Raw genomic sequence first — 11,775 nt, 5'->3', positions numbered from 1 at the left:
GGACTCATCTCGTAGCGACGTTGGTCGCGAACAGTCTGTCACCCGCCGTCACGGCCGCCGCGCTCGCCGCTCCAATGGCTGCTCCGGCGAGCACATCGGTCGGGTAGTGCACGCCGAGGACCAGCCGCGACAACAGCATCGGCGGAACAAGTACCGCGGGCAACGCCGCCGTCGGCAGTCCGGCCGCCCGCCCGATGAGGATGGCGGCTGCGGTGGTGGAGGTGGCGTGCGACGACGGGAAGCTGAGTTTGCTCGGCGTCGACACCCCGACACGGATGCGCTCGTCGTGTGGGCGGCGGCGGCGCACCACCCGCTTGATGATCACCGAGGCGGCATGCGCGCCGAACGCGCCGACCCCGGCCTCCGCCCAGCGCCGCACCTCGGGCTGATCGCCGCGTCGCCATGCGGCGGCAGCGCCGACGCCGGCGATCGCCAGCCAACCCAGTGAGTGTTCGCCGAAGTGCGACAGGCCTCGCGCCGCCGAGACCACGCCCGGACGGTCGGCGGCCACGCGTTGGACCGCGAGCAGTGCGGCGACCTCACCGGTCGCCGGTGGCAGCACCACCGGCGCCGAGACCGACTCAGTCGATTCCGAAGACACGCGCCCAACTCTCCTGACTCGTCAGTTCTGCATGCTTGGCCCGGTACTCCTCGCGCATCGCCGGGAAGCGGTCCTTGAGTTCGCGCACGAGTGCCGCCGACTCTCTGGCCAGCGCAATCATCTTGTCGCGGTCACGTTTGCGGTAGACCACGCCGCGGCCGTCGGCGGTGGTCACGGTGACGCCGTCGACGCGTCCGAGGCTGAACCAGCGTGCCTCGATCGGCGGGAAGTTGGCCTGCGGCACCTCGTGGTGACGCGGGTCGGCCGGCTTGGCGTTGCGCACCAGCGCGGCGGTCAGCGACTTGAGCTTGGCGACCTTACCCTCCGGGATGTTGGTGCCCAGGTGGGTGGCCTGTCCGCTGGTGCGCGGCAACTCGGTGGCCGACGGCAGGACGACGGCGTCCGGGTACTGCTTGCGCATCGCGGCGATCTTCGGCAGCGCGGTCGGCAACAAGCTGCGGATGTGATCCGGCCCGGCCAGGAAGTCGCGGATCGCCTCGTTCTGGATGGCGACCGTCGAATACTCGAGGCACAGTAGATGTTTCGCGGTCGCCTTGACCATCGACTTGACGATTCCGTCGATGGGGCCGTCCTTGGTCAGCGACGCGACCACCAACCGGTTGCGCAGGTGGAAGTAGGCCTGCCAGTCGATGGCATCGTCCTTGTCGCTCCACGCCATGTGCCAGATCGCGATACCCGGCACGGTCGCCGTCGGGTAGCCGGCCTTGGCGGCGCGCAGCGCGAACTCCCAGTCGTCCCACTTGATGAACAGCGGCATCGGCAGGCCGATCTCCTCGGCGCACTGCCGCGGGATCATGCACATCCACCACCCGTTGCCCTCGACGTCGATCCGCCGATGCAGGTTCTTCGAGTTCTCCCGGTCGCGCAACGGGTATTTCGCGAAGTTGTGGTCGTAGGAGACAAACGGCGCCGCGGTCCACATGAACTTGTCGCGGTTGATGACCTCACCCATGCAGTGCAGGTGGCTGCGGTCCTGCAGGTTGAGCATCTGACCACCGACGAGCATGGGGGACTTGGCGAATCGCGACATTGCCAGCGCCCGCAAAATCGAGTCGGGCTCGATCATGATGTCGTCATCCATGTAGAGGATGTAAGGAGAGTCGGTGCGGCGCAACGCCTCGTACATGATCCGGGCGTACCCGCCGGAGCCGCCGAGGTTCGGCTGGTCGAAGATGTGCAGCCGATCACCGAGTGCGGCGGACGCCTCGGTGTAGCCGGGTTCGTCGACGACCTTCTTGTTGCCCTGATCGGGCATCATGACGGCATCGATCACCTCGTCCACCAACGGATCCGAGGTGAGCGCGGCCAGCGCGTTGACCGCATCGGTGGGCCGGTTGAACGTCGGGATGCCGATGGTGACGCGTTTGGTCTCGTCACCGGTTGCTGCCGGCTGCGCCGAATACCACCCGGCCGCGACGATCTCGGTGTCGGTGTCGGTGGTGATGTCGAACCAGATCCAGCCGCCGTCCTCGAACGGCCCCAGGTCGAGCTCGAATTCGGCCACGCCGCGGCCGTTCTCGTCGGTGACGATCAGGTCGCCGCCGATGCCGATGCGTGAGCCGTCGATCTTCGAGCGATACAGATCGACTCGGCAGGTGCCGACCACCTCCACCCGCAGCACCACCGACGTCAGCACACTCCAGCGACGCCAGTAGGCAGCGGCGAAGGCGTTGAAGTAGGTCTCGAAGCTCACCTCGGACTCGCCGGCGAGCGACACCGATGTCCGGCTCGGTGCGTGCGCGCGCCGCGAATTGTTCGGCGATTCCACCAGATACAGCGACCGCACGTCGATCGGTTCACCGGCGCGCGGGAAGATCACCCGCTGCAGCAGTGCGGTCGCCTTCGACGGGCCGGCGCCCGCCTCCGGGATGTCGGTCTGGTTCACAGGGGTCACTGTCATGTATTCCGCCTCATCGGTTCACACCCGGTCACTGCCCGTCGGACGTCGAGAGCGGGGCGCCCTCGGCGAGGTGCGGCGCCAAGGTGTTGTCGAACATGGTGAGCGCACTGGCGATCGCCATGTGCATGTCCAGGTACTGGTAGGTGCCCAGCCGACCACCGAACAACACGTTGCGCTGTGCGGTCTCGGCTTTCGCGAGGTCGCGGTAGGCCGAGACCTTCGCACGATCCTCCGGGGTGTTGATCGGGTAGTAGGGTTCGTCGTCGGCTTCGGCGAAGCGGCTGTACTCGCGCATGATGACCGTCTTGTCGGCCGGGTAGGAGTCCCGCTCGGGATGGAAATGCCGGAACTCGTGGATACGCGTGTACGGGACGTCGGCGTCGTTGTAGTTCATCACCGGTGTGCCCTGGAAGTCCCCGGTGTCAAGTACGTCGGTCTCGAAATCGAGTGTGCGCCAGCCGAGTCGGCCGGCCGAGTAGCCGAAGTAGCGGTCCAGCGGGCCGGTGTAGACCACCGGGGCGTCCGGCGAGATCGCCCGCAACTCGTCGCGCACGTCGAACCAGTCGGTGTCCAGGCGCACCTCGATACGGTCGTCGGCGGCCATCTTCTCCAGCCACGCCGTGTAGCCGTCGACCGGTAGCCCCTCGTAGGTGTCGTTGAAGTAGCGGTTGTCGAAGGTGTAGCGCACCGGTAGCCGGGTGATGTTACCGGCGGGCAACTCCTTCGGGTCGGTCTGCCACTGTTTGGCGGTGTAGTGCTTGACGAACGCCTCATACAGGGGCCGCCCGATGAGGCTGATCGCCTTCTCCTCGAGGTTGCGGGCCTGCGCGGTGTCGATCTCGGCGGCCTGCTCGGCGATCAGGGCCCGCGCCTCGTCGGGCGAGTAGTAGCGGCCGAAGAACTGCGCGACGAGGCCGAGTCCCATCGGGAACTGGTAGGCCTGGCCCTGATACATCGCGAAGACGCGGTGCTGGTAGCCGGTGAAGTCGGTGAACTGGTTTACGTAGTCCCAGACCCGCTTGTTGGAGGTGTGGAACAGGTGTGCGCCGTACTTGTGGATCTCGATGCCGGTGGTCGGCTCGGGTTCGGAGTACGCGTTGCCACCGATGTGTGGTCGGCGGTCCAGCACCAGCACACGCTTGTCGAGTTGGGTCGCGGCCCGCTCGGCGATCGTCAGTCCGAAGAACCCGGAGCCGACCACGATCAGGTCGACGGGGCTGCGGTCCTCACCATTTCCTGCCACGGGTGTTCAGGGTAACGGACCGAACCTGAGTAATCGCCGTGCACACGGCCGCGTGGTGGCGTCGACCTGCACATCCGATCACCGGCCGGGCGGGTGTGAGTCACCCCGGATCTGGGTACCCGCGAACCGGTCGGCCTGAAACCACCGGGCATCGACGTCGTCAGACAACCGTGGAGGGCCCGGTGACCGATGTGCACGTTCTCGATGATCACTCGCCGATGGAACGGGTGGTGGTCGTGGTTCCCGCGCACAATGAAGAACTCCTGCTCACCCGCTGCCTGACCGCGCTGACGGTGGCGGCCGACGCTGTCGCGGTCGAGGTGGAGATCGTGGTGGTCCTCGACGCCTGCACCGATGCCTCCAGCCGGCTCGTACCCGCGCACATCACCGCCCTCACCTGTTCGGCACGGTCGGTGGGCGCTGCGCGTCGTGCCGGTTTCGCCTACGCCGCGAGTCACGATCGCCAGTCGACGCCCGATGAGCACGTCACCTGGTATGCCACCACCGACGCCGATTCGGAGGTTCCGCCGGACTGGTTGGCGACGCACCTGAGCGCAGCGGCCGACGGGGTCGACGCGTTCGTCGGGACGGTGGTCCCCGATGGCTGGGCCGACTGGCCCTCCTCGGTCGCGGAGCTTTTTGCCGACCGTTACCTGGCCGACGACGGCCACCATCACGTACACGGCGCCAACCTGGGGTTTCGCGCCGACACCTACCGCCGGATCGGCGGCTTCGCGCCGCGGACCGGCGACGAGGATGTGGACATCGTGCGGCGGCTGATGGCCTCGGGTGCCCGGGTTCGGCGCAGCGCCCGCTCCCCGGTGGCGACCTCGACGCGACGCGACGGACGCACCGACGCCGGATTCGCCGGCTACCTGCAGCGACTCGAGATCCTGGACCGCGCAACACCGGTCCGGCGCTCTGCCGACCGACCCGCCGACGATCCGGAGGTGGCCCGATGATGATGTGTGATGCCCCGGCGCTCGCGGTGCGCATCGTGACCGAAGGAGACCTCGACGTCCCACTCCCGGGCCGCGGCGACACCGCCGATCGATTCCGCATCCTCACCGAACTCTGCCATCGCGACATCTCGATGGGTCGACTCGTCGAGGCCCATCTGGATGCGGACGCGATCCTGGCCGACATCGTCGGCGAACGCACCGGGTTCGGCGAGTTCTGGGGCGTATGGGCGGCCGAGCCCCCGGAGCCGATGGTGACCGCCGAACGGCACTCCGGGCGGTGGGAGCTCTCCGGGGCCAAGCCGTGGTGTTCGGGCGTGGTCAGCTGCACACACGCCCTGGTCACCGCCCGCGACGGTGATCAGCGGCGGATGTTCGCCGTCGACCTGCAGCAGCCGGGGGTGCGCCCGGAACGGGGTGGCTGGACCGCCGCAGGCATGCGCACCACCGAGACCGGAACCGCTCGCTTCGACCGGGCGGAGGCCCGTCCGATCGGCGCACCGGGCGCCTATTTGGAGCGGGCGGGGTTCTTCCACGGCGGGATAGGCGTCGCGGCCTGCTGGTTCGGCGGCGCCCGGAAAGTGGCCGGCGCGCTGTACACCGCTGCCGGGCGGCGCCGCGACGACGACATCGCGATGATGCATCTCGGTGCGGTCGACGCCCTCCTGGCCCAGGGCCAAGCAATACTCAGTCATGCCGCGATGACGATCGACGCCGCTCCCGACGACATCGATCGGGCCCGCCGGTTGGCCGCGCAGGTCCGCTGGAGCATGGAACAGATCGCCACCGACGTCATCGACCGGGTGAATCGGGCGTTGGGGCCCGAACCGCTCGTGCATCAGCGCGAGCACGCGCAGGCCGTCGCCGACCTCGGCGTCTACATTCGCCAATCGCACGCCGACCGCGACCTGGTGAACCTCGGTCGGCTCGTCGTCGACGACCGTAACCTTCCGGAGGCCCGATGTCGGTGACCGAACCCGATTCCACCGCGAACGGCCTGGCCGGCACACCGGTCACCACCGACGGCACCACGGAGGACGCCTGGGTCAGCTGGATGGACGCGCAGGAGCCCTGGCCGGAACTGACGCTGGACATCGAGCGCCTGGTGGTGCTCGGCGCGCACCCGGACGACGAGGTGCTCGGTGCAGGCGGGATCATGGCCGCGGCCGCGCAGGCCGGCATCGAGGTCGTGGTGGTGTGCATGTCGGATGGCCGCGCGTCGCATCCGGGGTCGCCTACCCTGTCGCCCGATCAGCTCGCCGACCGGCGCCACATCGAACTCGACACCGCCACCGAGCTGCTGGGTGTCGCCCCGCCCCGATGGTGCGGGCTGCGCGACGGTGCGCTCGCCGAGCAGCGGCACACGATCGGCGGCATCGTCGAGTCGATCGTCGCCGAAGCACCGACCCTCGCGACCGGCCTGCTGTCGGTGTGGTCGGCCGACGGGCACCCCGATCACGACACGGTCGGCGCCGTTGCTGGTGAGGTGGCCGCACGCCTGGACGTGCCGGTGTGGTGGTACCCGATCTGGATGTGGCATTGGGCCGCTCCCGGCGACCCCACCATCCCGTGGCACCGGCTGCGTGCACATCGGATCGACCCGGCGATCCTGGCGGTCAAGCATGCGGCGATCAACGCCTTCGACACCCAGGTCCGGCCACTGTCCGACGACCCGGCAGACGCGGCGATCCTCCCGCCGCACGTGCTGGCCCACCTGATCCGTACCCGCGAGTTCGTGTTCACATGACGCGCGACACCGGGTTTCGGCGAACGATGGCCGACGACTACTTCCATGACATGTACGCACGCAGCGACGACCCGTGGGGCTTCGCCGAGCGGTTCTACGAGCGTCGCAAGTACGCGCTGACGATGGCCGCGCTGCGTGCCGACCATTACGAGCGGGTTTTTGAACCGGGCTGTTCGATCGGAGTACTCAGCGACCAGCTCGCCGCCCGCAGCGATCAGCTGCTGTGCACCGACCTCAGCCCGCGAGCGGTGGAGTTGGCCACCCAACGGCTCGCCCACCACGGCGGTCGCGTGCAAGTACGAACCGCCGACCTGGTGACCGGCTGGCCCGACGAGACGTTCGACCTCATCGTGCTCAGCGAAGTGCTCTACTACCTCGATCCCGTCGCCCTCGACGCTCTGCTGACGCGGCTGCCCCGGTCGCTCCGGCCCCGCGGCGAGGTGATCGCGGTGCACTGGCGGCGTAAAGTCGAGGAGTATCCGCAGTCGGGTGACGACGTTCACGATCGCCTGCTGCACGGAGCGTTGTCCCATGCCGGCGGTTACCGCGACGCCGACCTGCGCCTCGACGTGTTCACCGCCGACGCCGGACCGTCGGTCGCGCAGCGGGAGAATCTCGTACCCTGATCAGGTCACGAGGGCACCCGTAGCGGGGGCGGGCAGCGATCCGCGGAGGAATGAAAATGGACAGCGTGCAGACGACCAGGATGGCCGAACTCATCCGGGAGATCCGAACCGAGGGCGACGACACTGCCGCCGTACTCGGCCGCATCTCCACCGCCGCGGTCGACTCCGTCCCCGGTACCGAATACGCGAGCGTCACCATGGTGACCGCGGGCCGCATCGAGACCCCGGTGGTGGTGGGTGATCTCGCGGGCAAATCCGACGCCCTGCAGCGCGAGTTCAACGAGGGCCCGTGCGTGCGCTCGGCCGTCGACGACACCACGATCATCATCGACGACATGCGCCGCGAGGACCGCTGGCCGCGGTATGCCGAAGCCGCCACCGAACTCGGCATCGGGTCGATGGCCTGCTTCTGCCTCTACATCGACGGTCACGATTTCGGCGCCCTCAACCTGCTGAGCACCACCACCCACGCGTTCGAACCGGACGCGATCGCGGTCGGTCAGCTTTTCGCCGCGCATTGCGCCACCGCGTTCTCCGCGGTCCGCGAGAAGGACCAGCTACTGACCGCGCTGAGTTCGCGCGACATCATCGGGCAGGCGAAGGGCATGATCATGGAGCGCTACCGGATCGACGCCGACCAGGCGTTCCGGCTACTGGCCCGACTGTCGCAGGACAGCAATACCAAACTGGTCGACGTGGCCAAGCAGATCATCGAAGCGGGACCGGGCGTCGACTGAGGCGTCGCAACAGAACTCAGCGCAACCGGTCGTCGTCCGGAAAGCCCTTCACCGGCTGCCCGCCGCCGGCAAGGTAGTCGGCCATTCCCCGTCCCACGAGCGCGTGCGCGCCGGTCTGCTCGCTGAACAGCAACATGCCGCGCTGGAAGAGCTGCACCACCCCGTTGCCGTCGGGGGTCAGGTTCGGTACGCCGATGGCCTGACCGAGCGGGCCGGTGACGCCACCGAGGTCGTCGTAACGGCCGTTGATCGCCTCGGTGCCCGTCGACAGCAGTTGCGAAGCGCCCGGCAGGAGTTGGTCGGTGAGGCTGAGCAGGTTACTCAGGTCCAGCCCGCCACCACCGGGCATGTCGGGGCCGGTGGGAGGCTTCACGATCTTCGGCCGGATGGCCTGCCCCTTGACCGAGAAGAACGCCGACTTGAGTCCCAGGCGGGTGCGGGCCTCTTCACCGCTGACCTCGACGGTCCCGCCGGAGCCGACGGCGCGGACCTTGATCGCGCGGCCGTCTTCGGCGCCGAGACCGTTGGCCTCCACCACCTCCAACGCGCGTAGCGCACCGACACCGAAGGCAGAGCCCACCTGGCCCGCACCGATCGTCGCGGTCCAGTTGTGGTTCGGCGAGACCGTGTCTCCGTCGTCACGCACCGCCGGGAACCGTCCACCGGCCGTGTAACCGCCTGTGGACGCGGAGAATTCGGTGAAGGCGGGCTTGCCGCCCTGCAGCAGAATCTGCCCCGGGGTGGCGTCGGCGGCGCGGTTGGTGCGCGGATCCTCGCCCGCCACACCGCCATACACCTGCGAGTTCTGGGTGTCGTCGATCTTCTTGCCACCGGCGATCGCGGCCAGCGCATAGGTGCGCGCCGCGACCGCTTGTGCCTTGAGCGCTTCTGCCCCACCGGAATCCGCCCATCCCGGCACGCTCTCCTTGGGGATCACACCCTTGACGTAGTCGTCGATGTGGACGCGGTTGCTGACGCGACCGCCGTCGTAGCCGAGAGCGCCACGGTAGGCCTGGTTGGAGCCACAGAACTTCAGGAACTCGCCGGGTGGCCGACTCGGACCCATGTTGACCGGCTCGACCCATTGCGCCGGAACCGACCGCACGACACCGCCACCGCACCCGCTGGTGATGGTGGCGGTACCCCCGGACAGGCTGACCGCCTGTCCGGGAGCCACCATTTGGCCACCGACTCGCATCCCGGCGTCCGCGTGCACATTCACCGAGTTCTTCCCGGTCAGAGCGACCGTGATCTCGGGCCTGTCCACCTTCCCCGCGGTGGTGCCGCCGTAATAGTGGCGCAAAATCTGTGTCGCCGACCAGCCCTTCTGGGCGTAGCCGTAGGCACCCCATTGACCCATCCCGCGGCCGTGGCCGTGTCCATGGCCGATCAGCGTCACCTCGGAACCGGCCGACAATGTCACGTCCTCGGACAGGATCGGCGGTGCGGTCAGCAGCCCGCCGACGAGCAGCGCGGGCACCAAGCCGATCGCCGCCAGTGGCAGCGATCGAGCACGTGTGTGCCGGGGACGTGCGGAAACCAACGTCGCGAGACCTTCCGTGAGCGCGTGCCTGACCGAAACATGAGGTGCGTGTTACTGGTGTGACTAATGTGACGATAGTTAACGATCGCACCGCACAACAACCTCAGCAGGTCACAACCGCATCACGAGTTTCGACGGCTCGGCAGTACTTAATGGGCGGCCATACGGTCGCCGAGGATGTCGCGCAGTTGGGTACGCGCCCGGTTGAGCCGCGACTTCACGGTCTGAATCCCGACACCCTGCTGCACGGCGATGTCGGCGTAGGTGAGGTCACCGAATTCGCGCAGCACGATGGCCTCGCGGAACTCCGCGGGGAGCTGGGACAGCGCGTCACGCAGCGAATCCCGAAGAGCAATGTGTTCGTCGAACCGCGGAGCGGCATCGTCGTCGGCGAGTTGGACGGACTCTTCCGGATCGCTGAAATCGGCTATCTGCGTGTTGGTTTTACGTTTGCGCACCACCGTCAGCGCGTTGTTGGCGGCGATGCGGTGCAGCCAGGTGGAAAAGCGCGCCTCGCCACGAAACTTGTGCAGGTTCTGCCAAGCCGCGACCAATGTGTTCTGCAAGGCGTCCTCGGCGTCGTGCGGGTTGCCGCAGATGTTGAGACACACCGCCCACACATGATTGCGGTGGGCGGTGACGACCTCGGCGAAGGCGCGCTGGTCGCCTTCGCGTGCCTGCATGAGCAGCGCAGCCTCGTCCATCAGTGGTTCCCGCCCGTCACATCCCCCACCTCAGCTCAGAGATCGTAGTGGCCGTCGTCCGGACCGGCACCGTCATCGTGGGACTCGGCACCGCTGTGATCAGCGGGCCCGGTCGCTGCGTTGTCGTCGAGGGCCGGGTCCTCGAGGGTCGGGTCGCTGGAGGTGGGACCGCTGAGGTCAGGGTCGCCGAGGGCTGGTTCGGCCGCCACGACATCGTGGTCCGATACCGACCCGGACTCGCCTCCGTCGTGGGTGCCCTCGAGCACGGCCGGCTCCACGATGATCTCGTCGTTAGCGGCGAGCGTCGGTGGTTCGTCGTCCATCTCCGGAACCGTGTCGGGATCGGCGGTCGCCGACGGATCGAACGCTGCCTGCAGCGCAGCACTCCAGACATCGTCGGGTGGCGCCGGCGAGGCGGCGGGGTCGATGCCGAGCGAAGCCAGGATCGACGGCTCCTCCTGCATGTGATGCCCTCCGTTCGGATGAATCCGAGGTCGCCACCGCATGGTGGCCGGTCCCCTATGTGATGCTACGGGCCGTCGGGAATGTTCCCACAGCGAAGTGCCGATGGCCGGACATGCCGAGCCGTCGAGAGATTCGAGTCAGGCACATTCGTGCCCGTAATCTCAACGGCGAGCCGGCCACAATCGAGGCGCGATCGCCGGCGCCATCCTCGGCGGGGTTGGGGGCCTGGGTCGCTCCGGGACCGGGTGGTGCGCTTGCCTGGCACCCACCGGCCCCGACGATGACCGGCCCGAGCTCGACCTCGCCGGCTACGTGCAGCGCGGCGAAACGCTCTACGCCTCTCACGCGAAGGTGTCGGCTCAGTCGGCCCGCTCGTGGCAGCCCTGACGATGGCAGCCACCAATACCGCCGAAGCCATCGCGACCGACTCACCCGGCGGGCGGTTGCGGGTGCCGATGCTGTGCGCACTCGACGAGGCAGCCAACGTCCTGCGCTGGCCTGATCTGCCGAAGCTGTACTCGCACTTCGGGTCGCGCGGCATCATCATCTTGACGATCTTGCAGTCGTGGTCCCAGGGGATCGGGATGTTCGGCGACCGCCCGATGAAGCAGCTCGAATCATCGTCGAACATCTACATCTACGGCGGCAACGTCCGCGAATCGGCCTACCTGGAAAGCCTCGCCAAACTCGCCGGCCAGTACTACCGCAAAGCCCGCAACATCTCCGACTCCACCGGCCGCGGCGGCGGTGGCATCGATCCACACCACGTTGGAGAACATCTTCACCGCCCGCGACCTCGCATCGTGGCCACGAGGTCGGCTGCTGCTGTTCTCCGCCGGCAACCCGCCGACGATCCTGCAAACAGTGCCGTGGTGGGACAAGCCCAACGCCGCCCTCATCACGCAGTCACTGGCCGAATACAGCCCCGACACCACAACCTCGACAACCGAGGATGCACCCGATGACCAGTCAGCCGCCTAACCCGGCCACTCTGTAAGGAAGGTTAGGTGAGGTGGCGTCGCTGACTGGCGTCGTGGGCGCTGGGTCGGGACGGTTTCGGGTCAGGACGCTTTCTCGAGGTGGACCTGGTAGCCGAGTTGTTTGAGTTGGTGGACCGCGCGGCGTGTGGCTTGTTGGGCGTGGGCATGTTGGTAGTGGTTTTCGCCGAGGTCGTGGTAGTCGGTGTGGGTGGTGAGCATGTGCCAGACGGCGACGAGGATTTCGCGTTC

At 67.7% G+C, this 11,775-nt stretch carries 12 protein-coding genes; 6 read left to right on the top strand and 6 right to left on the bottom strand.

What is annotated here, in order from left to right:
• Positions 1–4: 4 nt before the first annotated feature.
• The 3 genes from ACIGKQ_RS10180 to glf are packed head-to-tail and all read right to left on the bottom strand — an operon-like array spanning position 5 to position 3,765.
• The gene (locus ACIGKQ_RS10180) at positions 5–601 is read right to left on the bottom strand and encodes a phosphatase PAP2 family protein (RefSeq protein WP_235723308.1); all 597 of its coding nucleotides are present in this window, start codon (positions 599–601) and stop codon (positions 5–7) included.
• Positions 582–2,522: a glycosyltransferase gene (locus tag ACIGKQ_RS10175; RefSeq protein ID WP_328715518.1), complete on the bottom strand. Its 1,941-nt coding sequence runs from the start codon at positions 2,520–2,522 to the stop codon at positions 582–584. The genes ACIGKQ_RS10180 and ACIGKQ_RS10175 overlap by 20 nt, the downstream gene beginning before the upstream one ends.
• A gap of 28 nt (positions 2,523–2,550) precedes the next feature.
• Positions 2,551–3,765, bottom strand: coding sequence for a UDP-galactopyranose mutase (gene glf, locus ACIGKQ_RS10170; RefSeq protein ID WP_396573490.1), 1,215 nt, complete (start codon positions 3,763–3,765; stop codon positions 2,551–2,553).
• A 182-nt stretch (positions 3,766–3,947) separates the two neighbouring features.
• On the opposite strand from glf, the gene ACIGKQ_RS10165 reads away from it, so the two are divergent.
• The 5 genes from ACIGKQ_RS10165 to ACIGKQ_RS10145 are packed head-to-tail and all read left to right on the top strand — an operon-like array spanning position 3,948 to position 7,834.
• A complete protein-coding gene (locus ACIGKQ_RS10165) occupies positions 3,948–4,727 on the top strand; it encodes a glycosyltransferase family 2 protein (RefSeq protein WP_266063531.1) in 780 nt (259 codons plus the stop codon).
• 2 nt (positions 4,728–4,729) lie between these two features.
• On the top strand, positions 4,730–5,695 hold the full coding sequence (locus ACIGKQ_RS10160; RefSeq protein ID WP_372474991.1) for an acyl-CoA dehydrogenase family protein: 966 nt from the start codon (positions 4,730–4,732) through the stop codon (positions 5,693–5,695).
• Positions 5,686–6,471 carry a PIG-L deacetylase family protein gene (locus ACIGKQ_RS10155; protein ID WP_396573488.1) on the top strand — a complete coding sequence of 262 codons (786 nt, stop codon included), beginning with the start codon at positions 5,686–5,688 and terminating at the stop codon, positions 6,469–6,471. Before ACIGKQ_RS10160 ends, ACIGKQ_RS10155 begins: the two co-directional genes overlap by 10 nt.
• Positions 6,468–7,097, top strand: coding sequence for a class I SAM-dependent methyltransferase (locus tag ACIGKQ_RS10150; RefSeq protein WP_266063529.1), 630 nt, complete (start codon positions 6,468–6,470; stop codon positions 7,095–7,097). The genes ACIGKQ_RS10155 and ACIGKQ_RS10150 overlap by 4 nt, the downstream gene beginning before the upstream one ends.
• Positions 7,098–7,153: 56 nt before the next feature.
• A complete protein-coding gene (locus ACIGKQ_RS10145; RefSeq protein ID WP_266063528.1) occupies positions 7,154–7,834 on the top strand; it encodes a GAF and ANTAR domain-containing protein in 681 nt (226 codons plus the stop codon).
• Between the two features lie 16 nt (positions 7,835–7,850).
• On the opposite strand, the gene ACIGKQ_RS10140 is transcribed toward ACIGKQ_RS10145, so the two are convergent.
• The 3 genes from ACIGKQ_RS10140 to ACIGKQ_RS10130 all read right to left on the bottom strand — a co-directional run bounded on the left by ACIGKQ_RS10140 (position 7,851) and on the right by ACIGKQ_RS10130 (position 10,545).
• Positions 7,851–9,377: a SpoIID/LytB domain-containing protein gene (locus tag ACIGKQ_RS10140; protein WP_266063527.1), complete on the bottom strand. Its 1,527-nt coding sequence runs from the start codon at positions 9,375–9,377 to the stop codon at positions 7,851–7,853.
• Between the two features lie 149 nt (positions 9,378–9,526).
• A complete protein-coding gene (locus tag ACIGKQ_RS10135) occupies positions 9,527–10,081 on the bottom strand; it encodes an RNA polymerase sigma factor (protein WP_266063526.1) in 555 nt (184 codons plus the stop codon).
• Positions 10,082–10,116: 35 nt separating this feature from the next.
• Positions 10,117–10,545, bottom strand: coding sequence for a hypothetical protein (locus ACIGKQ_RS10130; protein WP_266063525.1), 429 nt, complete (start codon positions 10,543–10,545; stop codon positions 10,117–10,119).
• 390 nt (positions 10,546–10,935) lie between these two features.
• Here ACIGKQ_RS10130 and ACIGKQ_RS10125 point away from each other — a divergent pair, with 390 nt between their 5' ends.
• On the top strand, positions 10,936–11,511 hold the full coding sequence (locus ACIGKQ_RS10125; protein WP_266063524.1) for a TraG/TraD/VirD4 family protein: 576 nt from the start codon (positions 10,936–10,938) through the stop codon (positions 11,509–11,511).
• Positions 11,512–11,775: the final 264 nt, after the last annotated feature.

The sequence above is a fragment of the Gordonia sp. NPDC062954 genome (assembly GCF_044543825.1).
Lineage (GTDB): Bacteria > Actinomycetota > Actinomycetes > Mycobacteriales > Mycobacteriaceae > Gordonia > Gordonia tangerina.
This window is presented reverse-complemented; position numbering and strand designations above follow the sequence as displayed.